The organism is Candidatus Zixiibacteriota bacterium, from assembly GCA_035574315.1.
Taxonomy (GTDB): Bacteria; Desulfobacterota; Binatia; order UBA9968; family UBA9968; genus DATLYW01.
Genome location: DATLYW010000053.1, coordinates 143622 through 167801 on the forward strand (window position 1 = coordinate 143622; position 24180 = coordinate 167801).

A 24180-nucleotide genomic window follows, 5' to 3' on the forward strand; every position below is an offset into this window, starting at 1 on the left:
GTACGGCTTGAAACGTTTGAACGATTGAACACACGTTAGTGGCGCCGGTAAAGGGGGGTCCGAAACCGTATTGACAGGCGTACCCGGCCGGGACTATACGGCGTTTCAGGTGCTGCAGGGGGTTTCAGGTAAGCAATAACGCTAAGGGAGGGGCCCCTTATGGAGGACGAAAAGGAGCTGGGTAACGGACAGGGTCTGACGCGACGGAGCTTCATCAAGGGGGTCATCGCTTCGGGCGTCGCCGTCTCGTCAGTCGCCTATCTTTTCCGGGACGGCGGCTTCGCTCAAGCGAAGCCCGGCCTTCCGGGCGCGGTCGAGCGCCTGGTCACGCTCAACGTCAACGGGCAGAAGCGGCGCGTCGACATCATGAAGCAGGAAACCCTCGCGATGACGCTCCGCTACAAGCTCGGCCTCACCGGGACCAAGCTCGGCTGCGACCGCGGGGAGTGCGGCAACTGCACGGTCCTGATCGACGACGTGGCGCGCTACTCCTGTTCCGTGCTGACGCACACGGTGCGGAATTCCAGGATCACCACGATCGAAGGGCTGTCCGGGCCGAACGGCGGCCTGCACCCGGTGCAGAAAGCGTTCGTGGACGAAAACGCCCCGCAGTGCGGTTTCTGCACGCCGGGGCAGATCATGTCGGCGGTGGCTTTCCTGAAGGTCAATCCCAAGCCGACGCGGGCTCAGGCTGCGGAAGCGCTGTCGGGAAACCTTTGCCGGTGCGGAGCCTACGACTACTACCTGAATGCTGTCATGCGGGCAGCGGAGGCGAGCAGATATGGCCAGCTATAAGCTCATTGGCAAGGACTTCGCTCCTCCGGATTTGATCGGAAAGGTCACGGGCAAAGCGAAATATGCCGAGGACTTCCGCGCCTCGGGGATGCTTTTCGCCAAGCTTCTGAGGAGCCCCATGCCTCACGCGAGGGTGCGGAAGCTCGACACCCGCGGCGCGCTCGCGATGAAGGGAGTGGTCGCGGTCCTCACCGCCGATGAGGTTCCCAAGGTCGAGGGGCTGCAGGAACCCATGCTGACCAACGAGCCGCTTTACGCCGGCGAGCCGATCCTGGCGGTCGCAGCGGTCGACGAGACCACCGCGGCGGAGGCGGTGGAGCGGATCAAGATCGACCTCCAGCCGCTGCCGTTCGTGATCGATCCGCTCGAGACCCTGCGGCCGGGCGGCCCTGATCCGCGCGCCGGCGGAAACGTCGGCGGGCGCGAGCTCAAGCTGCAAACCATCAAGTGGACGGCGCGCGATTTCGCCGGGGTCGAGCACGGCAGGCTCCCCACGGGCAGGCCCGCGGAGGAGTGGCAGTACGGCGATCTCGAAGCGGGCTTCAAGCAGGCCGATCTCGTTCTGGAAGAGAGCTTTGTCACGCAGGCGCTGTCGCATCACAGCATGGAGCCGCGCACGGCGATGGCCTACTGGCAGAACGGGAAGCTCTACCTCCACGCCTCCTCACAAAGCGTCTCCTTCGTCGTCCCGGGCGTCGCGAAGCTCCTCGGCATCGATCCCTCGCAGCTGGTTTTCATCAGCGAGAACACCGGCGGCGGCTTCGGCTCCAAGGGCACCGGCTACCCGCAATGGGGAATCCCGGCGCTGCTGGCGAAGAAGACCGGCCGGCCGGTGATGATGCGCGTGAGTCGCGACGAGGAGCACGCCTTCGGGAGAGCGCGGCCGGGATACCAGGGCTGGGTGAAGATCGGCTTCCGCAAGGACGGGCGCATCACGGCGCTCGACCTCTACATCATCCAGAGCAACGGCCCGTATGAAGGGTTCCCCGACTTCCGCAACTCCGGCACGGCCGTTTCGTTGGTGTATCAGCCGATGGCGATGCGCTGGCGTTCGGTCTGCGTGCTTACCAACACGCCGCCGCGGTATCCCCAGCGCGGGCCGGGCGAAAATCAGATCGCGGCCGCAATCGAGCCTTTCATCGACAAGGCCGCCCGCAAGCTGGGAGTCGATCGCGTCGCGATCCGCCGCGTGAACGCTCCCGGCCACGACGGCAAGGTCGGCCCCAAGCAGGGGCCGATCACGAGCTCCTATCTGCGGGAGGCTCTCGACAAGGGGGCAAAACGCTTCAACTGGGCGAAGAAGCAGGCGCTGAGCGGCCGGCGAAAGGGCAGCAAGGCGACCGGAGTCGGCGTTGGAGTCGCGTTCCACTCCGCCGGCCGCACGGGATTCGACGGCCTGGTGCTGATCAAGCCCGACGGCAAGCTCTACATTCACAACGGGGCGGGCAACCTGGGAACCTTTTCCTATGCCGCCACCTCGCGCACGGCGGCCGAGGTGCTCGGCATGCCCTGGGATCGCTGCGAGATCGTGGCCGGCAACACCGGCAAGAACGTGCCGTGGAACTCGCCTCAGGTCGGAAGCAACACCTCTTACACGCTCACGCGCACGAATTATGTCGCGGCGATGGACGCGAAAAAGAAGCTCCAGGAGATCGCCGCGAAGGCGCTCAACGGGACGCCGGACGACTTCGACGTCGGCAACGGCAGGGTCTTTCTCAAGGCGGACCCGTCGAAGGGGTTGAGCTTCGCCGAGGCGGCGCAGCGCGCCATCAAGCTCGGGGGAAAGTACAGCGGCCAGGAGTTGCCGAAGGACCTGAACCCGCTCACGGTGCGCGCGGCGACTGCGCTCGCGGGGCAGGGGCTCATGGGCGTGGCCAGGGATAACCTGCCCAGCAAAGGGCTGATCCCCGCTTTTTGCGCTGCGTTCGTTCAGGTCGAGGTCGACCTCGAGACCGGTCGCGTCGAAATCCAGGAGTGTCTGGAGGTGGCCGACTGCGGTACCGTGCTTCATCCCAAGAACCTCGGCAACCAGCTGACCGGCGGGGCGGTCCAGGGCTTCGGCTTCGCGCTCACCGAACGGCACATTTTCGACTCGAAGCTGGGGCTCTCAGCCACCCGGGGGCTTTATGGCCAGAAGCTTCCGACCTATCTCGACGTGCCGCTCGACATTCAATGGGACGCCGTCAACCAGCCCGACCGGTTCAACCCGGTCGGCGCCAAGGGGATCGGCGAGCCGCCCCTGGGAGCGGCGGCGGCGGCGGTGCTGTGCGCGATCTCCGATGCGCTGGGCGGAGTCTATTTCAACAGGTCGCCGGTGACCTGCGACATGATCTTGAACGCGGCGGAGGGCAAGCCGCAGTCGTTCAAACCGCTCGAGGTCAACGTCTAGCGGAGGGTGAAGCGATGGCGATGATCCAGGATATGATGCCGACCTTCGAACTCTTTCAGCCGGCGAGCGTCGCCGACGCGGTCGCGCTGCTCGCAAAGCACGGCAAGGACGCGTGGGTTCTGGCCGGGGGGATGGACAGCCTGGACTGGTTTAAGGATCGCGTCAAGCGACCCAGGGTCGTCGTCGACCTGAGCCAGATCAAGGAGCTCAGGGGCATCCGCCAGCAGGGCGACGGCGTCGAGATCGGCGCGATGACGACGCTCACGGAGGTCGCGACGAGCTCCCTCATCCAGTCGCGCTACGCGCTTCTGGCTCAGGCCGCGCGCAAGGTCGCGACTCCCCAGATCCGCCACCAGGGGACGCTCGGCGGCAACGTCGCCCAGGATACGCGCTGCTGGTATTACCGGGGCGGGATGCCTTGTTACCGCGCCGGCGGCAACACGTGCTACGCGGACACGCCGACGGCCATGAACCGGGAGCACTGCCTGTTCGAGGCCGACCGCTGCGTGGCGGTGTCGCCGTCGGACACGGCGCCGGCGTTGATCGCGCTGGACGCGCGGTTCGTCATCCGGAACGCCAAGGGAGAGCGAACGGTCCCGGCAGAGGAATTTTTCATCGGCCCGAAGACCGACATCACGCGCATGACGGTCCTCAGGCCGGGCGACCTGCTCACGGCGATCCGGATTCCCGGAACCTGGGCGGGCGCGCGCTTCTATTTCGAGAAGGTCGCGGATCGCGAGGCCTGGGACTTCCCGCTGGTCAACGTCGCTTCCGCGATGATCGTCGACGGGGGCGTCATCAAGCAGGCGCGGATCGCGGTGGGCGGCGTCGCCGCCCGTCCGCTGCGGCTCAAGGCGGTGGAGGACAGCCTGAAAGGTGAAAAGCCGAGCGAAGACGTTGCGGACCTTGCCGGCCGGACGGCGATCTGGGGCGCCAAGCCGCTCAACTACAATCATTTCAAGGTGCTGCTGATGAAGAACCTGGTGAAGAGGGCGGTGCGGGGGGTCAAGGTTTAGATGGAGTGGCTTCGCCGGGAGCGCAATCCCTGGGGCCAGGAAATTCTCGTCGGCCTGTCGTGGGATCTGATGTGGGTGGCGGTGGCGGTGGCGGCGCTGGCGGTCGTGGCGCACGCGGCGCTGTACCACTGGCGCTGGCGCAGGCTTCCCGCCGGGGAAACTCAGCGGACCGGGGATGTGTCGAGCCGGCTCCCGAAGTGGGTCCTGCGCCACACGCTGGCGTCGCGGCTGTTCCATTGGGTGATGGCGGCGTCGGTCCTCACGCTGCTCGGCACGGCATTTCTGCCGATCTGGGGGGTCAAGTTCGCGTGGGTGACGCCGCACTGGATCGCTGGCTTGGCGCTCACCGCGGCAATCGCCTTCCATGTCGTCCACGCCTCCTTTTATAAGGGGCTCGGCCTGATGTGGGTGAGCGGGCGCGATCTCCGCGACGGGTGGCTGGCGCTCAAGCAGATCTTCGACCGCTCGGCGCCGGCACCGGGAAAACCGGGAAAGAACCCGCTCGAAAACAAGCTCTTCCATCACGCCGCGGCGCTCGCCGTGCTGGCGACGATCGCCACCGGCCTCGCCATGATGGCGAAGGTCGACACCCCGTGGTGGGAGCGCAATCCTTACGTTCTCGACGACGGCACCTGGGGAATCATCTACGTGATCCACGGCGCCGCGAGCGTGGCGCTCATCGCCCTGATCCTCGTCCACGTATATTTCGCCGTCCGGCCCGAAAAGCGCTGGATCACGCTCTCGATGCTGCACGGTTTTATCCCGCGCGAGCGCTACCTCGAGCACCACGACCCGAGCCGCTGGCCGGTCGAGCTGGAGCGAAGCGACGCGACCGCGGGCCGCAGAGGCGAAGCGGCCGCTCGATGAGCGCGTCGATCGAAAGCGCGCTCAGGGAGCGCATCGAGACGGTCGAGTCGGCTTACGAGTTCATGCTGGCCTATGCCGCTCAGGGCGCGACCGGCGAAGAAGAGGGCGGCGCGCCGTCGGAGGTCCGCGAGCAGTTGAAGCGGTCGGAGCGGGCGCTGGAGGGCCTCGGCGCTCTCGCCCGGCAATGGGCCGCGACCCGGGAAGCGAGCGTGCGGGAGGCGTACGATGCCTTCGTCGACGCTCTCGACCGCGACGCCCGGAGCAGCCGCGCGGCGCTGCAGGTCGTCCTTGCCCAGCGCGCGATCAGCTCCCAGCTCGTCGACGACCTGAACGCGCTCATCTGCCTGCGATCCCTCCTCACCGGACTTTTCCTGCTCGACGAGATCCTCGAGCACCGGGGGAGTTGAAGGCGCGCCAGCGCCCACGAGCTGCAGAGAGCAGTGAGCGGACAAGTGTCAGCACCTCTCGGTCACCCAGATGCCAATAGCTCGGTCCTCCGTCTCCGGTCCTCGGTCGTTTCCAAGAAATTCTTGCCCTGATTTTGCAGAACGCGTAAAATCCGCGGTTGATACAAGAATTGTCGCACCGGCGTTTTGCGCAGGCCAAGGGGCGTTCGATCTGAGCCGGCAATTTTCCGGTGCCGGCCGGCACTTTGCGGAGAAATGTTGTGGGACGGGATCGGCCCGTACTGCGCGCTATCAAGCTTCTCTCCTTGATCGAGAACAACAAGGGCGGGCTCCGGGTGGCGGACATGGCGCGGCAGCTCGACGCGCACCCGCGGGCGATTTACCGGGACCTGCAGGTCCTGGAGCGGTTGCCGGTGCCGATCTACCAGGACAGAAGCGGGCGGGAAGTTTATTGGAAGCTCGATCCGGATTTTCGCAAGACCCTCTCGATACCGGTCACGCTCTCGGAGCTCCTCGCCGTTTACCTTGCCCAGGATGCACTGCGGCCCCTGGAGGGGACCGTCCTCTACGAGTCGCTGCAGTCGCTTTTCGACAAGGTCCGGGCGGGAATACCCAGATCCCTGTTCCGCGAGCTGGTCGACCTGCGGGGGGCGTTCGTTTCGGATCTTCCGGCGCAAAAAGAGTATCGAACGCACCGTGAGTTCGTGGAGATCGTCAACGAGGCGATCCGGGAGCGGCGCACGCTCCGGCTGGTGTACCATCCCAGGGATCAGGAGCCGGGCGAGCGCCGGATCGATCCGTACGCCGTGCACCTGCGCAACGGTACCCTCTATGTGATCGGCTACTGCCACGTCCGCAAGGATGTCCGGACGTTCGTGGTGGACCGGATGCGAAAAATCACCATGACCGGCGAGCGTTTCCCTGCGCCCGTGGGGTTCTCGCTAGCGAATTACCTGCGCCACAGCTTCGGCATATTTCGCGAGGACATCGTTCGAGTGAAAGTCCGATTTCACAAATCCCTCAGCCGCTATCTTCAGGAGCGCCGCTGGCACCCGAGCCAGCGGAACAAGAAGCGTACGGACGGCTCCTTAGAGCTCACTTTCGAGGTGGCGGGAACGAAGGAAATCAAGACCTGGATTCTGGGCTTCGGTGCGCTCGCGACAGTTTTGGAGCCGGCGGCGTTGAGGGAGGAAATTGTAGGAGAGCTGCGAAAGAGCCTGAAGGGCTACGGAGGGCGATAGCTACGACGCCGAAGGCAGCGGCCGAATGGGGGAAAATCGGGGACCGGTTTTTGCCCGCAAAGCGGCCTGCTTGAACGGTTTGAACCGCCGCGAAGCGGCCGTCAGACATTGGACACGATCCGACACACGTCCGTGGTATAGGGAATACTCGGTTCGAGGTCGAAGAGTATGGATCGACGAGAGATCATGACCAAAGCTGCCGCCTGGATGCAGGCGCGGGAGTGGAAACAAAAACTCGCCAAGCGGCGGGAGCGTTGAGCCTTTCGAACCGGGGAGCATTGGCGGTGTGGCGGAAAACGCGAGTGTAGCCCGATCGAGCTGAACGTGCTGGCGGAGCGGGTGTTCTTCGGGACTTTCGGAATTCCGGAAGTCAGTGCTGGCTAGGAATTCTTCTCGACAAAAGTTGGCCAGGACGTGAGTGAACAGGTGCTCGCTGCGACGTTAGGTTCCGAGCCACAAGTTGTGACCTTGGCGCTGGAATCTGCTCGGAGCAAGAGGCTATTCCATCGCGACGGTGAAGGTCGTTCGTACGATGGGTGAGTCTTTTTAAGCGGGTTTGGTGGCAGCCGGTGAAACCAAATCGAGCTTCCAATCGTGCGGTTCCCATTGAGACGGCAATTCAGACGCTCCGAGGCGAAAGGGTGATTCTGGACGCGGACCTGGCGAGGATCTACGGCGTTGAAACGCGGGTGTTGAACCAAGCGGTTCGGCGCAATCGCGAAAAATTCCCCGCCGATTTCATGTTTCAGCTCAACAGGGTTGAAACGAGACAGTTGAACCGATCACAAGTTGTGATCGGTTCGCAGAAGCACCGGGATCCCCGGTTTCTCCCCTACGCGTTTACCGAACACGGCGCGATCATGGCAGCCAACGTGCTCAATAGCCCTCGGGCCGTTCAAATGAGCGTATTCGTGGTCCGTGCCTTCGTTCGTTTGCGCCAAATGGTCGGCGCTCGCGGAGAAATGGCCGCTAAGCTGTCTGAGCTGGAGCGGAAAGTCGCAAGCCACGACGGCGATATCAAAGCGTTGTTTGATGCCATCCGCCGACTAATGGCGCCGCATCAGCCGCAGAAAAGAAAGATCGGGTTTGTGGTGGAAGAAAAGGCCGGCGGATACGGGCGGCGATAGTGCCCGGATTTCTTTGCGTTTCCGGAATTCCGGAAACGCGAAACCGCCGCGAAGCGGCCGTCAGACATTGGACACGATCCGACACGCGTCTGTGCTATAGCGAACGCTCGGTTCGAGGTCGAAGAGTATGGATCGACGAGAGATCATGACCAAAACCGCCGCCTGGATGCAGGCGCGGGGTTGGAAACAAAAACTCGCCAAGCGGCGGGAGCACGAGCAGAGCCTCTTCGAACACAGCCTGATCGAACTGGACGTGCTGATGGAGCTGCTGCCGATCCTCGCGAGCCCCCGCCACTACGGGCTGAGGGAGGAAGAGCAGCGAATCCTCGCTGTCGCCGTCCTCGTGCACGACGTGGGGAAAGAAACTGACGCATGGCAGGCGTACATTCGCAACCCGCGGCGCGATCAATGGGTGCCTCACGTGATCCCCGAGCTGACGCGCGGCGTGGTACCCGAGCTTTGCGCCGCCGTGGGCTTTCAGGACCTCGCCGAGCCGGTCCAGCGCATCATGGCCCACTGCGCCGAGTTTCACCACGCCCGGGAAGGTAATGGCGGAAGGCCGTAATGAACAACTATCAAGATTGTGAGGCAGAAGAGCTTTTTCGGCGCATAGCAAACCTGCCCCCAGGCAAGCACCCCTACATGTATCAGACCGAGACGCTTCGCCTGTTGAGCGAGGGCAAGTCTGTCCTGCTACATGCTCCTACGGGATCAGGAAAATCCGAGGCAGCGTTCGTACCGTTTCTAGCGTTTCGCGGCCAGCACCACTTCCCTGCGCGGCTGATCTATGTTCTGCCAAGCCGCGCACTCGTCGAGGCCATCGCACATCGTTTCCGAACGCTGGCTGATGATCTCGAAAGTCACGTCCGAGTAGCAGCCCACCACGGACGACGACCGGAGAGTGTCCTGTTCTACGCTGACGTTGTGGTGGCTACGGTGGATCAGGTGATCAGTTCGTACGCGTGCGCTCCGCTGACGCTCGGTGTCCGCCATGGAAACATCCCAGCAGGGGCTGTAGCTACGAGCTTCGTAGTGTTTGATGAAGTACATACCTTCGATCCGGAGCGCGCGCTCCAGTCCTGCCTGATTGTTGCTTCCAGGCTTAAGGTCGCTGGGGTGCCCTTCGTGATCATGACAGCCACGCTTGCGAGCCAGGCGCGGGATCTTATGCGGGATCGTCTTGGTCTTACACTCGTAGAGGCTCGGGAAGCAGACATTCCAGTCCGCAGGCAGCGGAGAGTTACCCTCCGCATGGCCCTTGAGCGGCAACTGACCCCCGATGTCGTCCGCGAAGTCGCAGCGAACTCGTCACGACGGATTTTGGTCGTGTGCAATACAGTTGATCGCGCGGTTGCGCTTTGCGGCGCTCTCGTTGACCTGAATCCGGTTCTCGTGCACAGCCGGTTCCTCGATGACGATCGGACTGCGCAGAACAATCGGGTGCAGGCTGTTCTGGGGCAGAACGGCCGAGGATTCGCGCTCGTACTGGCGACCCAAGCTGTGGAGGTCGGGCTTGACATCTCGTGTGATGTGCTTCTCACAGAACTCTGCCCTGTGGACGCGCTCATCCAGCGCGCAGGACGGTGCGCTCGGTGGGCGGAGACCCCCGGTGAACTCGTCGTCTTCGGGTTACCGCAAGAGAACGGGAAATGGGTAGCAGCGCCGTACGACGAGGAGATCCTACAAAGCACAGCCCGCACGTTGGAAGAGGTCCAGGGGAAGATCCTCACATGGGATCTTGAACAGGAACTCGTGGATCGAGTGTTGGGTCCCCGGTACAAGGCTTGGCTGGATCACAGCATGGCCGCTCAGGCAGCGAAGAAGCTCGCTGATGCTGCCTTCACGGGCGACAGAAAAAAGGCGGAGGAAGCAGTCCGGGAAACCGATTCCGTCGAAGTGACACTGCACTCCAACCCAGAGAAGCTGAGAGGACAGCTTCGCTTCCTTCCTCGGATCGCCGTATCCGTCGGCCTCGTGCGCCGCTTTGTAAGCGAGCATCCGGATGCAGTATGGTCGCTTGACGTGGACGCAAGTGGCGGGGCTGACGAGAGCCACGGCGCCGAGTCCGTAGAGCGTGTTCGAGAGTCCAGGGATGTTCGTTTCGGGCGGGTCTACATCCTCTCTTCTCATGTCTCATATTCGAGCGAGACAGGGCTGTTCTTCGAGGGGGAGAGTGTAGACTGGAAACCGCTGAGTGCTCAGCCGCGCTCTGTCCTTCCCGTGCGAGGACGGCTCCTGGAAACGCTGGAACAACACGTCAGAAGAGGTATATCGAGCTTCCGGAGGATTGTCAGCGTAAAGGAGGGCTACGGTCTGGACAGGATCGCCTCCGTCATTGGTCTCCCGCGGGACGAGCTTGAGCGCCTAGTTATCGTCGGCCAGATCTTTCACGATCTCGGCAAAGCGAACGACGCGTGGCAACGCGCCGCGTGGGAGACCGTGGATCTTTGGCTCCAGGAGAATCCGTCAAACGTCGACCGGCTAACATCGGAGGAGCAAAAACTGCTCGAGGCGGACCGACAGCGCACCTTCCTTGCCCGCTTCCCGTCTCTTGCCGATCAGTCAAGAGAACCAGGGCGGCCTCCTCACGCGACCATCGGAGCTTATGTTCTATGGGATTGGTTGAGTCGACAGTGGAGCAATTTGGGGGCAGCCGCGGCTCTCGCAATGGCCCATCACCACTCCGTGCGGGCCTGTCAGGTACCCCGCTATCGCTTGCGAGACGGCTGGGCCGACTTGGCTCAGCGGTTGATGCGAGAAGAGACCGCGATGGAGATCGACAGCCACTTAGCGGGCAGAAGCAAGCAAGAATCCACAACCAGGCTTCCTTGCACCATGCCGCCATTTCACCAGGAAAAGCTGTACACGCTTTACGTCCTGCTGTCGCGCTGCCTGAGCGTGTCAGACCGCATGGCGGCAGGAGGAGGAGAAGATGCAATTCTGGATTACGAAAAGTGGGCTGGAAATCTTTGATGTTGCCAGGGCCTACGGTCTGGCAGCCCTTCTGAGCTTCGCTGACGAAGACCAATCATCCTCACCGGAAATAAAGGATGTCGGCACGGCATATCGAATCAACCTCCCTAACGGTAAACCATCGCTGTCTCGTCTAAAAGATCGCGGCAACACCGGCTGGCTGGAAGCGTTTACCGTCGGTGATTTCCGCGATCCCCTCTCGGCCCAGTGGAACTGCTTGTTTATCACCGACACTGCCGGCCAGAGGGAAACCAAGCGGTTTTCCGTGCAGTCCGCTCTCGAAAAATTCGTTGATGACCTTCGTGCACGTGAGAGCGTTGCTCTGGTACCGAAGTTCGATGGGGAAGAGACGCTACCCGGCGCGCTCGATCCGACAGCGTTTAAGGGGCTCCGCGGCCGTACTCGTGGACAGTACAGCGAGGGACAAACCAAGGTGGATCGCTTCAACTGGGCGCTCGGATGCGTGGGTGGAGCCTTGGCTGGGCGGTTCGTGTACCAGAGAAACGCAGGGTACTTCGTCCTTTACCCGATGCCAGAATCGGTGAAATGGACAGATTTCCGGGAGCTAAGGCAGGAGACGTACGGTGAACGGCTAAACTACCTGAGCGTCCAGAATGCCGCCGCGCACTACTCCGTTGTTCTTGCGGAACGTTTGCGGCAGAGGGCGGCCAGCGGATTGTCATCAACGCCGCGCTACTCAAACATCCTGTATTTCTCTCTGTTCAAGACCGGTAATCAGTGGAAGCCCGGAACCGCTGGGCATCTGAACCTTCAGCCTCTCCTGGAACTCGCGACCCAGCGGCCGAACGATGCGGAAGGCGTGTTTAACGTCTGGCGATACCTCTTTCGCAGGGGTAGCGTGCGAGGCAATGAGGACCTTGCCCTCGCGATCACCGACTTCATCATGCATCCCACCCTCACGACCTACGAACGGCACGTTCGGGTCTTCACCCGTTATATAGCACGGGGCACTACCGTGGAATTCCAGTACAGCGAACAATCTTTAAAGGAGGTGACCGCCCTTGTCTCGTCTCAGTGATGTTTATAGCCATCCATCCATAAAGCGCTTCGGTCAGGCATACCGACGGGCTCTGCGAGACCGGTCCACGCAGGACTATGCTTCCCTGATAGATCTGGAAAACGCAGAGACACCCGAACGGCTGGCCGAAGCGATCCGTCGCTTCCTGCGGCGGAATCATAAGGCGGCGGAGGAGAAGAACTGGTTTTGGCCTGGAGATCAGCAGCTCGAGGAAGTGATGGCCCTGGCGCAGGAAAACGTCGCCTTGGTTCGTGCCGCAATCGAGAGCTACGCGCTGCTATGGGAACCCTCCCAGCGCGCAAGTGGGATGAAGGAGGATTAGTCATGCCGACAAACAATGGCTCTGTCTTCGAGATCAGTTTTATGATGCGTGTGACGTGGAATCTGCACTCACTCAATAACGAGGGGACCGTCGGCAACGTCAGCGAGCCCCGCACGGTAGTCCTCGCCAATGGGATGAAGACCGACGGAGTCTCCGGTGAGATGCTGAAGCACCTGCACACCTACAACATCTGGCTAGCGGAATCTCAAAAAGATCACTTCTGCCAAGCCTGCCGGCGGCTTGAACCTCAGAAGGCCGATCTGCCGGAGTACCGTCGAACGTTCGCGCGGCTCGACAACGCGGCGGCTATGGGCCAAGCCATCACTAACTGTGTTCTCTGCGACCTGCACGGCTTTTTGATGCAAGAGCCAGCGATATCTCGCCGCTCAACGGTTGAATTTGGTTGGGCGGTCGGTTTACCGGAGGTCTACCGCGATACACATGTGCATGCACGGCACGCGGTATCGGGCCGCGGGCAGGAACGGCCGGAAGGCGAGGAAGAAGTTGCCGCCCAGATGGTGTACCACCGACCGACTCGCTCGGGGGCTTATGCAGTGGTTTCCCTCTTCCAGCCTTGGCGGATCGGTCTCAACGAGATCACCTACGAATACGCGATAGCCGACGAAGCGACGAGACTGGCTCGGTATCACCTTGGCCTCGAGGGCTACAAGAACATGCTCCAGCGGGCGGACGGCGCTATGACCTCGACTCGCCTGCCGCACCTGGAAGGCGTCGAGGGGATCATAGCCGTCTCCCATCGCAACGCTCCGGCACCGGTCATCAGCCCGCTCCGAGACGACTACACGCAGCAGATCGAGGCCCTAGCGGCTAGGAACGGCGCGCTGGCCGTGCATCGGTTCAACAACGTTGCGGAGGCGTGCGGAGTTTTGGACACCCTGGCCAGGGCGACCTTATACCCGTTCAGGAGCTAGAGCTGTGGCTGCTGATTGGATTCGGGCCGAGGTGTTCTTCGCCTCGATGTACTCGTACCGGATTCCGAATACATCGCCGAGCTTTGCACCGGCCTCGCCGGTTCCGAGCCCCTCTGCGGTCCGTTTGGCTCTTGTAGACGCGGCGATTCAGCGCAACGGATCGGTAACCGAGGGGCGTGAAATTTTCGACGTGGTCAGGGCCGCACCGCTCCGTTTGGTGCCGCCTGAGCGTGTCTGCGTGGTTCGAGCTTTCACCAAACGGCTCAAGCCGCTCCAGCCGAAGACCCGAGAGGCACGAGAGCGTGGCCAGGAAAAGAGACTCGTCGAGTCGACAGGCATCCGCGAGTACTGCCATCCGAGCGGGCCCTTGGAGATTTATATTGAAGCAGAACGAGAGGCTGAGCGCATCGCTCAGCTCTTCGGATTGCTTCGGCGGCTGGGTACGACCGACTCTTTGGCACACTGCCGTGCCGAGATCGGTCCTGAGCCTCCTGAAGAACTGACATGCCATCTGACAGCCAGTCTCGCTGTCGAGCGGGATAACTTTGCGCGGCGGATGGCGGTTACTCTTCTGGAATTCCCGGACAACGTCACCTTTGATGACGTTAACCCCTACGTGCAAGCGCGGCGTGGTTTCAAGTACGAGCAGCAGCTGTGGTCGCTGCCGCTGGTGCCACGCCAGCGCGGAGAGAACTGGATCCTCTATGAGCGCGAGCCCTTCGTTCTGAGCGGGCGTGAGGCGTGAGAGATGAGTGACCCAGCTGCTATGCCCAAAAGATACCGCGGCCTCAACCGGTTTCGGACGTCGCTCCCGAGCGTCAAGGTTCACGATTTCATGGAGCAGCACCGTCGGCGGGACTGGGAGATGGGGGAGTACGAGGCCGATCTGGCCATGCTGCTCAAGCGCGCCGTTGAGCTAAGATGGAACGAAAAGCTTGGGATGCTGACGATCAAGGGGATCGGGAAGTGTCGTCGCGTTCACGCGAGCGAGTTCTTCCGCGACGAGGATTGCGGCGTGATCCTGGAGACGAAGGACTATCCCAATCTCCTGCTCTACCAGGATGGTGAGGCGACGCCCGTGTCGGATCTGATGGGGCGGAAGAATCACATTTTCACGGTGGTGCCGAGAGCCGAGGTGGAGGCCGGGCTGGACTGGCGCGTGCCGGTGTTCGAGGCGGGGAAATATGTTCTTGCCTTCGACGGCGCGGCGCTGTTGCTCCTGGAGCTCTGGCAGAGGAAACGGAGGGGAGCGTGACCGGTGATGGCTGGGTGACATGGGCGGGGATTCCCCGTATTTCGGGAATACCCGAAGTTCGGAGGTTACTATTCGGATGAGAGTCGTGAGGAGTCATAGGAAAGCGATGAAGCCGATTGTTTTCGCGATCGGATGCTTCTTTATGCTGGCCGGGTGCGCGAAGCACGTGACCGTGCGGCCACCGGTAAGTACCAGCCTGGGTTATCGGGTTTTCAAGGCATTGGCGGAAATTCACCGTTATCCGGTTCATGTGGGCGTCGTGATCGACCCGAAGCTGGAGGAAGAGACCATTCGGGTGACTCGTGATCTCGGGACGGCGGAGATCCCCTTCGGTCAAGTCGTCTCGGCCAAGGTGCTCCAGGTGCTCAGCTATAAATTCGATCGGCTTACGCTGGTAACTGATATCAGCAAGGCGCCGCCGTTGGTGCTTACGATCGCCCTGGAAGGAGACAAACCGTCGGTCGGCGTGGATATCAACGAGCATCCCACGATTATAACCGGCGCATCGACGTTCGATGTCGTCGCCAAGGTCGATGCCCGTATTAGACTGACGCTCACCGAGAACGGTAAGCAGGTGTGGGTGGGCCATGCGCGAACGGTTGGTGAAGCGGTTTCCGGCGGCGCCGCATACGGAGTCATGGAGGGAAGTAGTCAGGCGACGGACATCACCAATCGCGTTACGGACGAGCTTGTTGCCGATCTTGCCCGGCAGATGCAGCGCTCTGAGGAATTAAGAAAGTTTTTCCAGGGGAAAAGGCTATGAAGGTAGGTGGAGTTGTCTTGGCGATGTGTTTGGCCGCAGGTTGTGCCGCGCCGTTGCGTACTAGTGTGGCACCTTTTCGCCCGCCGGAATCCTTTCCGAACGCCAGGAGGATAGGCGACCTCGTGATCGCGGTGGACGTGCTGGATACGCCGGAAAAATCGTCCCGGGTCTTCGGGACCGATCTCGCGGCGGCCGATATCCTGCCTGTCCATCTGATCGTGTCGAACAAGGGGTCGCAAGAATTCGAAATCGATGCGGGGCAGATATTCGCCGTTGCCGGAGGCGAGTATTACCCTGCGTTCAATTTGACTCAGGCCGCAGAGCGAGTACGAGAATCGTCGATCGGAACCACGGTTGCTACGCAGGCTGCGGTCGGGGCTATCGCCGCGGCTGCGGCAGGAGCCGCCGTGGGTGCCGGAATCGGTCATGCTGCGGGAGACTCGGGGCGGGGAGCAGCGGCGGGCGCGGCAATCGGGGCAGGAACGGGCGGCATCGCAGGTGCCGCCGCGGGGGCTTCAGACAGTTACACCAATCGATTCCGCTATGAGCTCGCCGTACAGGATTTCGGCGCGCGCAATATCTACCCAGGCGATCTCCACAGGGGATTCATTTACTTTCAGCAGCAGCCTTATTCGACGATCAGGGTCAAGGTGACGAACGTCAGCGAGCGCAAGTCAGAAATAGTGGAGATACCGGTGGAGGTTTCGTGGCAGAGGTAAGGGGAAACGGAAAGGGAGCGCGAGGGACGGGGCTTGCTACCGAACTTCGGGAATACCCGAAGTTTGCTGCTTTACCGGGACGCCTGTCTGCCGCGGGGCAACGCGTTGGGCTCTCATGACTCTCGTTCGCGTGGCGGAACGCGAAAAATTGCGGCGTATCTTCGCCACCGACCGGCGGGACTTCGAAGTCTATCGCCCGTCCCGCTTGGGTCCGTTTTCGATCATTCCCTAAAAGGGATGCGAAAAAGGCCCGGGGGTCTGGTGTGCTACGAACACGCCATCCCATTATCGATGGTACTGACGGACGGAGTCGCGGCGAGTGGCGTTTCCTCGAGATGGGGATTGTGCATCCGGATTGATGTGCTGGCTCCACGCGATGCATCGCGCGCTGCGGGGCCAGCCCCACGGAGCTTCGAACGTCTTTCGCCGATTTCGGATATTTTCGAAGTCGGGGAGCTAGGGTCGTGAAGGAATCGAGATACCGCGAGTCGCGGGTGTGTCGGGTTCTCGGCAATCCGGTGGTTTACTGGATGGTTCGGCTGCTACATGAACGCGGGCCGATGACCCCGACGAGGATCGCCGACCTCGTCGGGCGCCGTCTTCAGACCGTCAGCGGCCATCTGGCGACTCTGAGGGCTACCGACCTGGTGCGGTACGAAAGACGAAATGGGATCAGCCGCTATTGGCTCAAGCACGGTCCGGAAACCGGAGCGCTCCTATCGGCACTGGCCGGCCTGGTCAGGAAAGCGAGTCGATTGCGCGATTGACGGGAAGGAAAAATGCATCTGGACTTCTCGCTGTCCCACCTTCGGTTTCATTTCGAGCCCAAAAGCACACTCATCATGCCGGCCAGGAACAAAGGCAATGTGATCCGGGGCGGATTCGGGAGCACGTTTCGTCGAATCGTCTGTCACTCCGGTTGCAGAGAGCCGGCGACCTGCCAGCTCAGGAACGTTTGCCCCTATGTGACCGTGTTTCACCCGTTCGTCCCCGAGGGCTCGGAGAGGCTCAGCAGGAATCCGGATATCCCGAGACCCTTCGTCATCAAGCCCCCGCTCGAGGAGAAGGAGACCTATGCCGCGGGAGACCGCTTGTCCTTCGACATGGTGCTGGTCGGCAGGATCCGGGACTACCTGCCCTATTTTATCGTCACCTTCAAAGAACTTTGCCGGGTCGGCCTGGGGCGCGGCCGCACGCCCGTGGAGCTGGTTGCGGTGGAGAGCGTCGGCGCGGACGGGGACACGACGCCGGTTTATACCCTGGAGGAGAACATCGTCCGGCCGCCGCGGGCCCCTCTGGGCTGGGCGGATATCGCCGGTTCCGCAGGGAAGGGAAGGATCGAAAGGGGGAGACAAATAACGCTTCGGTTCTTGACGCCGACGATGCTGAAGGTCGATGGTGCGGTTGTGCGCCACCCGAGCTTCGGGACGATCCTGAAGCGCCTGCGCGACCGGATCAACGCCCTGTCATACTTCTACTGCGGGGCGGCGCTGGAGATCGACTTTAAAGCATTCGGCGAAGCTGCCGATAAAGTCATCACCAGAGCCGACGTGACCCGCTGGGTGGAAACGAGGCGCTATTCGCGCAGGCGCGAGGTTCCCCACGACCTGAGCGGCTTCGTGGGGGACGCGTCCTTCGAGGGCGATCTCGGACCGTTCGTCCCGTATCTGAAGCTGGGCGAGTACGTCCACGTCGGCAAGAACGTCGTGTTCGGGAACGGCTGGTACCGCATCGTGGAGGTCGACTAGGCATTTTTTTCTAGCTGAAGCGATCGGGTTTGAGCACCTGCGGGACAAGGTATGGCGGACGAGACCTCCTACGAAGTTCCAACTTCTCCGGAACCCGAGCGTTATCTCCCGGCCCAGTACAACCTCTTCACGGGCGCGGCAGAGGTTCTCCCGATCGAGGCGCCCGAGCCCACGGAAGACGGGCGCGAGGTGCGCGTCGACGAGGGCATTTCGCTTGTCAAGAGCGAGGATGGGTCGCAGCTCATTTTCTCCGGATTCGGCCTCTTCCTCAGCAAGAAGAGCGAGCGACTGCTTGCCCGAAAGGGCAAGGACGTAATCTATCAATTTCCTTTGTTCCGGCTCCAGGAGGTGGTGGTCGGCTCGAAGGGGATCACGGTCTCTTCGGACCTTCTGCAGGAGCTTTGCGTGCGTGGCGTCCGGCTGAGCTTTCTGGATTCGACGGGGAAGCCCTACGCGATGGTGACCTCGCCGATGCTCACGGCAACAGTCCAGACCCGCCGAGAGCAGATTCTCGCTTTGACCGACCGGAGGGGGCTGGAGTTCTCCAAGGCGGTGGTGCTCGGCAAGGTCAAGAATCAAGAACGACTGCTTCGCTATTTCGGCAAGCACATCAAAAAGGAAGATGAAGAGAGATTCCGGAAGATCGAAGCGATCGTCGGCCAGCTCCGGGGTCTGTGGAAGAAGGTGCCGCGGATCGATGCCACTTCGGTCGCCGAGGCCCGGGGAACTCTGATGGGAACGGAAGGGACGGCCGGGCGTCTCTACTGGGACGGCGTCAAAGAGATCGTCGGCCATAAGGTCGAGTTCTTCGGCCGCGAGCATCGGGGCGCCCAGGATGCGGTCAACTCCCTGCTCAACTACGGCTATGGGATCCTGTACTCCCAGGTCTGGGGAGCGGTGCTCAACGCCGGGCTGGAGCCGTTCGCCGGGTTTCTCCACGTGGACCGGCCGGGGAAGCCGTCGTTGGTGCTCGATCTCGTCGAGGAGTTCAGGCAGCCCGTCGTCGACCGTAGCGTCATCGCGTGCGTCAATCTCGGCATGGACATCGGCATGAAGGACGGATTGCTGGACGCCGAAACGAGGCGGCGCATCGGCGAACGGATCATCGAACGGCTTTACACCGAAGAGCCGTATCGCGGCAAGCAATATCAGATTCGGTCGATCATCCAGATGCAGGCGAGAAGGCTCGCGGCATTTTTGCGCGGCGCCGGACCGTACAAGGCGTTCTCGTTCAAATGGTAGGGGAAACCGACGGTGAGCGCGAGTGTGAACGTCACCGGGCAAGGCGCGGGAACGGGCAGTGGAAGAACTCCGGACACTCGTCATCTACGACATCGAGAGCGACAGGATCCGGCTGAAGGTTTCCGAGACCTGCCTCGACTATGGGCTCACGCGCATTCAATACAGCGCCTTTGCGGGCAAGCTGAACCGAAACAAGAGGGAGGAGCTGTTTTCAAGGCTGGCGGCAGTCTTGGACGGGAATCCCGGAAGGATTCTCTTGCAGCCGATCTGCGACAGGGACGTCAAGGAGGTGCTGATCAAGGAAAACCGGAAACCGGAGGAGTCGAACGTCCGATGATTCCCCTCCGCGTCAACGACGTCAAGCAGTACGCGTACTGTCCGCGGATCGTCTTTTTCCAGTACGCGATGCCCGTCGAGAGAAAAGCGACGTGGAAGATAGAACAAGGCAAGGTCGAGGAGGCGCAGATCGATCGATTGGAAAAACGGCGGAAGCTCAGGGAATACGGTCTTCAGGAGGGCAAAAGACATTTTCATTTTTGGCTCGACTCGGAACGGTTGGGCCTCTCCGGCCGGCTGGATCTGCTGATCGAAACGACGGACGGTTTGTTTCCGGTCGATTTCAAATGGACCACCGGGAAACCGCACCGGAACCATGTATTCCAGCTCTGCGCGTACGCTCTGCTGCTAGAGGATCGCTTCCGGCGCCCGGTAACAAAAGGATTCGTGTACCTCATTCCGGCCGACGACGCGGTCGTCATGAACCTGACGGAGGACCTCAAGGAGCGAACGCGGACCTTGCTCGGCGAAATGAGGCGAATGATCGTGACAGAGGAGATGCCGCCGCCGACGCCGGTAAGAAACCGCTGCGTCGACTGCGAGTATCGGAATTTTTGTGGGGATGTCTTCTGATCGAGAGATTCTCGAAAAGCATCGGGGGTTTTGTGCAGAAACCGAGTTTTCGACGTAAAAGGCAGCCTGTCCGGCCGCAAGGTACCGTTTTTATGCAGCTTTCCGAGCGGTTGAAACGATGATCCCGATGAAGAGGGAACTGAAACACCAGACGCGGCGGCCCGCTCGCTTGTACTCCAACGGTTGAAACGATGATCCCGATGAAGAGGGAACTGAAACGTATCCGTCTCTTGTCGTCCTTGCCCTGCCACCCGAGTTGAAACGATGATCCCGATGAAGAGGGAACTGAAACGCGCAGATGTTCGCCACTCCGATCCGGCCTGGGGGTTGAAACGATGATCCCGATGAAGAGGGAACTGAAACGGTGAAGTCCCCGCGCGGCAGGGTCCAGAGGCCCCCCGTTGAAACGATGATCCCGATGAAGAGGGAACTGAAACGCGAGGCGGTGGTCGAGGGAGCGAAGAAAGTTGGCGGTTGAAACGATGATCCCGATGAAGAGGGAACTGAAACTGAAGATCGTGAAGTCGCTGGAATCCTACTGTGAGTTGAAACGATGATCCCGATGAAGAGGGAACTGAAACACGGCAAGTACCCGGAATTCCGCTTCAAGGCGGTCAAGTTGAAACGATGATCCCGATGAAGAGGGAACTGAAACGCCGCATCCACTGGGTCATCGTCGGCGGCGAGAGCGGTTGAAACGATGATCCCGATGAAGAGGGAACTGAAACTTGTACGCCTCTCCATCCTTTGTCCGTGCGTCCTGGGTTGAAACGATGATCCCGATGAAGAGGGAACTGAAACTCAAGTGAACCGGCCTGCAACTCTCGGGGCCGAACCGTTGAAACGATGATCCCGATGAAGAGGGAACTGAAACGGAATTCGTCCTTATCTGGTATTGAGGTAGTATCAGGTTGAAACGATGATCCCGATGAAGAGGGAACTGAAACGCAAGTTCAACGAGGCCGTGCAGGCTGAGCTGGAACGGGTTGAAACGATGATCCCGATGAAGAGGGAACTGAAACATGCACCCCTCGTGGGCAAGCAGCGTGCGCGACCAAGTTGAAACGATGATCCCGATGAAGAGGGAACTGAAACGGATTGCCGTCAAAGCGGTCCTGGAACTCGAAAACGTTGAAACGATGATCCCGATGAAGAGGGAACTGAAACGCGCTCGCACTGGCGCAGCCCTCCGGCCCGCAGCCGAGGTTGAAACGATGATCCCGATGAAGAGGGAACTGAAACTTTAGGCCTTTTCGAGGAAATCACCCTCGCCGGGCGTTGAAACGATGATCCCGATGAAGAGGGAACTGAAACACGCGTCGGCGTCGCGGGTGGTGGCGGCGGAACCGGTTGAAACGATGATCCCGATGAAGAGGGAACTGAAACGTGATTACCAATGTGTCCCTTGACTTGACGTATCGGAGTTGAAACGATGATCCCGATGAAGAGGGAACTGAAACATCGAGGCTTCGGACGAGGTCAAGAACGAGATCCAGAAGTTGAAACGATGATCCCGATGAAGAGGGAACTGAAACTCTGAAAAACGCCGAACGTTCTCGTGGGACGGCAGCCAGTTGAAACGATGATCCCGATGAAGAGGGAACTGAAACCCGGCTCGCGTTCGTAGTGGAGATACCCGAGGTTTACGTTGAAACGATGATCCCGATGAAGAGGGAACTGAAACCGGTAGACCCTGCCCAGGATGCGCCCGAACGCATCCCTTGTTGAAACGATGATCCCGATGAAGAGGGAACTGAAACTTACCAGAGCGATCTCCCCGCCCGCTCCGGCATGGGGGTTGAAACGATGATCCCGATGAAGAGGGAACTGAAACAAGGGGGCGGCCACCAACAGCCGCCCCTTCAAGGGCAAGTTGAAACGATGATCCCGATGAAGAGGGAACTGAAACAGGGCCTGATCGTCAACCTTCAGTTCACCGCGCCATGTTGAAACGATGATCCCGATGAAGAGGGAACTGAAACGGACCACGCCCCTCTCGTCCATGTGCAAAATCTGCGTTGTTGAAACGATGATCCCGATGAAGAGGGAACTGAAACGAGAAGGTGGTTTCCGACAGTCAAGGTGACTTCATCGTTGAAACGATGATCCCGATGAAGAGGGAACTGAAACCGATGGTTCCGACAAGAGTATACCCTATGGCCGCACCGTTGAAACGATGATCCCGATGAAGAGGGAACTGAAACACTCGGCGTTGAACATGGCGAACTTGTCGCCATCGGTTGAAACGATGATCCCGATGAAGAGGGAACTGAAACTCGACAAACACCGGCACAACGTTGGTCGTCGTCAGGTTGAAACGATGATCCCGATGAAGAGGGAACTGAAACCGCGGCGCAAAAGGGGTCGTTCTCGTTGTAGTACGCGTTGAAACGATGATCCCGATGAAGAGGGAACTGAAACTACGACACCGTGGTAAGCATCCCTGCCCTCGTATCGGTTGAAACGATGATCCCGATGAAGAGGGAACTGAAACCCGTTTATTCGTGATACAGGCCCGCATGGAATATGTGTTGAAACGATGATCCCGATGAAGAGGGAACTGAAACGACACGCCTTTAAGACGTTCGGATTCTCCGGGCAATTGGTTGAAACGATGATCCCGATGAAGAGGGAACTGAAACTGTTTTCTTAAGGCACGCACTCATCCCGGCCTCGTCGTTGAAACGATGATCCCGATGAAGAGGGAACTGAAACTGTAGCAAGACCCAGGTCTGTTTATCGCAGTCGGAGTTGAAACGATGATCCCGATGAAGAGGGAACTGAAACACTTGTATAAAATGGTACCCGGGTTGTCAAGGCTTCAAGTTGAAACGATGATCCCGATGAAGAGGGAACTGAAACAGTTGGCAAGAGCCGCCGGGACACCACGGAGAGGACCGTTGAAACGATGATCCCGATGAAGAGGGAACTGAAACCGACAGGCCGGTCGGGGACGCCATCGGCACCCGACCGTTGAAACGATGATCCCGATGAAGAGGGAACTGAAACGAGGTTAAACCCGCCGAGCAAGCCGCGGTCGAAGTCGTTGAAACGATGATCCCGATGAAGAGGGAACTGAAACGGAAAGGCGGGCGGCGGATCAAAGATCAGAAAATCAGTTGAAACGATGATCCCGATGAAGAGGGAACTGAAACCTTTCCAGGTAGCCGTGCCACTGGATTTTGCAATCGGTTGAAACGATGATCCCGATGAAGAGGGAACTGAAACGGAGTCATCTACCGTGTGTTCTCCAAGGTCGACCCTGTTGAAACGATGATCCCGATGAAGAGGGAACTGAAACTCGCGGCGGCGCGAAGGAGGCTCACGGCTCTAGGGTTGAAACGATGATCCCGATGAAGAGGGAACTGAAACCCATCGATGCCGATCGCGCGGCGGACTTCGCCGCCGTTGAAACGATGATCCCGATGAAGAGGGAACTGAAACTCCCTTCTCCTGCCGGGATCCGCCCGGCGCGGATCAGTTGAAACGATGATCCCGATGAAGAGGGAACTGAAACAGGGACTTCTGCCGGTCCCGGATCGCCTTCACCTGGTTGAAACGATGATCCCGATGAAGAGGGAACTGAAACGTGGAAAAGAAGATCGGGATCTGATCCGAAGCTAGTGCGAGGGTTGAAACGATGATCCCGATGAAGAGGGAACTGAAACTTAGGCCGCCACCTGATCGCCAATGGCGCCGCCTATGGTTGAAACGATGATCCCGATGAAGAGGGAACTGAAACTCAACCGCTACTCCGAGACGCCCGACGACGCCGCGGAAGTTGAAACGATGATCCCGATGAAGAGGGAACTGAAACGCAGTTGTCACATACACATGTTAGTTCATGCGAGCCGTTGAAACGATGATCCCGATGAAGAGGGAACTGAAACAGTTCCGCCAGCATCTCCGCCCAGAGCATTTCCCAGTTGAAACGATGATCCCGATGAAGAGGGAACTGAAACAGGCCTGGCTCGGGGCGGTCGACGGCACCCTCTATCGTTGAAACGATGATCCCGATGAAGAGGGAACTGAAACATTGATGCCAATCCGACCAATTTCAACCACATGGTGTTGAAACGATGATCCCGATGAAGAGGGAACTGAAACGGAAGCACGAGGTAACGATTCGGGTGGAATCTCCAAGTTGAAACGATGATCCCGATGAAGAGGGAACTGAAACGGATAAACGCCGAGTTCAAGCCGGTGCGGGACAAGCAGGTTGAAACGATGATCCCGATGAAGAGGGAACTGAAACAAAAGAATCTTCGTGAACTCGATGAGCGATCTCTTCCGTTGAAACGATGATCCCGATGAAGAGGGAACTGAAACATATCGCGTCAGCGGACGATCCACGGCTTGCGGCGGTTGAAACGATGATCCCGATCAAGAGGGAACTGAAACATAACGGGAAGGTAAGACGGAGGAACCGATGAGCG

Annotated in this window: 21 protein-coding genes and 1 CRISPR repeat array; all 21 genes read left to right on the plus strand. The window is 60.1% G+C overall.

The features are described from left to right. The first annotated feature begins 159 nt into the window (after window positions 1–159). The 21 genes from VNN77_20115 (at window position 160) to cas4 (ending at window position 19744) form a co-directional block, all read left to right on the plus strand. Window positions 160–795, plus strand: a complete 636-nt coding sequence (locus VNN77_20115; GenBank protein HXG53715.1) for a (2Fe-2S)-binding protein — start codon at window positions 160–162, stop codon at window positions 793–795. Next, the gene (locus tag VNN77_20120) at window positions 782–3184 is read left to right on the plus strand and encodes a xanthine dehydrogenase family protein molybdopterin-binding subunit (GenBank protein HXG53716.1); all 2403 of its coding nucleotides are present in this window, start codon (window positions 782–784) and stop codon (window positions 3182–3184) included. Before VNN77_20115 ends, VNN77_20120 begins: the two co-directional genes overlap by 14 nt. Window positions 3185–3198: 14 nt before the next feature. Further along, window positions 3199–4200: a xanthine dehydrogenase family protein subunit M gene (locus VNN77_20125; protein ID HXG53717.1), complete on the plus strand. Its 1002-nt coding sequence runs from the start codon at window positions 3199–3201 to the stop codon at window positions 4198–4200. Beyond that, a complete protein-coding gene (locus VNN77_20130) occupies window positions 4201–5067 on the plus strand; it encodes a cytochrome b/b6 domain-containing protein (protein ID HXG53718.1) in 867 nt (288 codons plus the stop codon). Beyond that, the gene (locus VNN77_20135; GenBank protein HXG53719.1) at window positions 5064–5474 is read left to right on the plus strand and encodes a hypothetical protein; all 411 of its coding nucleotides are present in this window, start codon (window positions 5064–5066) and stop codon (window positions 5472–5474) included. Before VNN77_20130 ends, VNN77_20135 begins: the two co-directional genes overlap by 4 nt. Before the next feature lie 260 nt (window positions 5475–5734). After that, window positions 5735–6715 carry a WYL domain-containing transcriptional regulator gene (locus VNN77_20140; protein ID HXG53720.1) on the plus strand — a complete coding sequence of 327 codons (981 nt, stop codon included), beginning with the start codon at window positions 5735–5737 and terminating at the stop codon, window positions 6713–6715. 641 nt (window positions 6716–7356) lie between these two features. Beyond that, entirely contained in the window at window positions 7357–7842 is a 486-nt protein-coding gene (locus VNN77_20145) for an ORF6N domain-containing protein (GenBank protein ID HXG53721.1), read from the plus strand. A 127-nt stretch (window positions 7843–7969) separates the two neighbouring features. Continuing rightward, window positions 7970–8407, plus strand: a complete 438-nt coding sequence (locus tag VNN77_20150; protein HXG53722.1) for a hypothetical protein — start codon at window positions 7970–7972, stop codon at window positions 8405–8407. Beyond that, window positions 8407–10815 carry a CRISPR-associated helicase Cas3' gene (cas3, locus tag VNN77_20155; protein HXG53723.1) on the plus strand — a complete coding sequence of 803 codons (2409 nt, stop codon included), beginning with the start codon at window positions 8407–8409 and terminating at the stop codon, window positions 10813–10815. The genes VNN77_20150 and cas3 overlap by 1 nt, the downstream gene beginning before the upstream one ends. Further along, complete coding sequence (locus VNN77_20160) at window positions 10775–11854, plus strand: hypothetical protein (protein ID HXG53724.1); 1080 nt, start codon at window positions 10775–10777, stop codon at window positions 11852–11854. The genes cas3 and VNN77_20160 overlap by 41 nt, the downstream gene beginning before the upstream one ends. Beyond that, window positions 11838–12176, plus strand: coding sequence for a hypothetical protein (locus VNN77_20165; protein ID HXG53725.1), 339 nt, complete (start codon window positions 11838–11840; stop codon window positions 12174–12176). Before VNN77_20160 ends, VNN77_20165 begins: the two co-directional genes overlap by 17 nt. Before the next feature lie 2 nt (window positions 12177–12178). Next, the gene (locus tag VNN77_20170) at window positions 12179–13108 is read left to right on the plus strand and encodes a DevR family CRISPR-associated autoregulator (protein HXG53726.1); all 930 of its coding nucleotides are present in this window, start codon (window positions 12179–12181) and stop codon (window positions 13106–13108) included. 4 nt (window positions 13109–13112) lie between these two features. Beyond that, window positions 13113–13853, plus strand: a complete 741-nt coding sequence (locus tag VNN77_20175; GenBank protein ID HXG53727.1) for a hypothetical protein — start codon at window positions 13113–13115, stop codon at window positions 13851–13853. A 3-nt stretch (window positions 13854–13856) separates the two neighbouring features. Then, window positions 13857–14363: a hypothetical protein gene (locus VNN77_20180; GenBank protein ID HXG53728.1), complete on the plus strand. Its 507-nt coding sequence runs from the start codon at window positions 13857–13859 to the stop codon at window positions 14361–14363. Between the two features lie 106 nt (window positions 14364–14469). Then, window positions 14470–15126 carry a hypothetical protein gene (locus tag VNN77_20185; GenBank protein HXG53729.1) on the plus strand — a complete coding sequence of 219 codons (657 nt, stop codon included), beginning with the start codon at window positions 14470–14472 and terminating at the stop codon, window positions 15124–15126. A 122-nt stretch (window positions 15127–15248) separates the two neighbouring features. Further along, entirely contained in the window at window positions 15249–15845 is a 597-nt protein-coding gene (locus VNN77_20190; protein HXG53730.1) for a hypothetical protein, read from the plus strand. A gap of 464 nt (window positions 15846–16309) precedes the next feature. After that, window positions 16310–16612 carry a helix-turn-helix domain-containing protein gene (locus VNN77_20195; protein HXG53731.1) on the plus strand — a complete coding sequence of 101 codons (303 nt, stop codon included), beginning with the start codon at window positions 16310–16312 and terminating at the stop codon, window positions 16610–16612. A gap of 12 nt (window positions 16613–16624) precedes the next feature. Beyond that, complete coding sequence (gene cas6, locus VNN77_20200) at window positions 16625–17593, plus strand: CRISPR system precrRNA processing endoribonuclease RAMP protein Cas6 (GenBank protein HXG53732.1); 969 nt, start codon at window positions 16625–16627, stop codon at window positions 17591–17593. 51 nt (window positions 17594–17644) lie between these two features. Beyond that, window positions 17645–18835 carry a CRISPR-associated endonuclease Cas1 gene (gene cas1, locus VNN77_20205; protein HXG53733.1) on the plus strand — a complete coding sequence of 397 codons (1191 nt, stop codon included), beginning with the start codon at window positions 17645–17647 and terminating at the stop codon, window positions 18833–18835. A 58-nt stretch (window positions 18836–18893) separates the two neighbouring features. Then, a complete protein-coding gene (gene cas2, locus VNN77_20210; protein ID HXG53734.1) occupies window positions 18894–19172 on the plus strand; it encodes a CRISPR-associated endonuclease Cas2 in 279 nt (92 codons plus the stop codon). Then, on the plus strand, window positions 19169–19744 hold the full coding sequence (cas4, locus tag VNN77_20215) for a CRISPR-associated protein Cas4 (protein ID HXG53735.1): 576 nt from the start codon (window positions 19169–19171) through the stop codon (window positions 19742–19744). Before cas2 ends, cas4 begins: the two co-directional genes overlap by 4 nt. A gap of 109 nt (window positions 19745–19853) precedes the next feature. Continuing rightward, window positions 19854–24145: a CRISPR direct-repeat array (repeat unit 37 nt; unit sequence GTTGAAACGATGATCCCGATGAAGAGGGAACTGAAAC). Window positions 24146–24180: the final 35 nt, after the last annotated feature.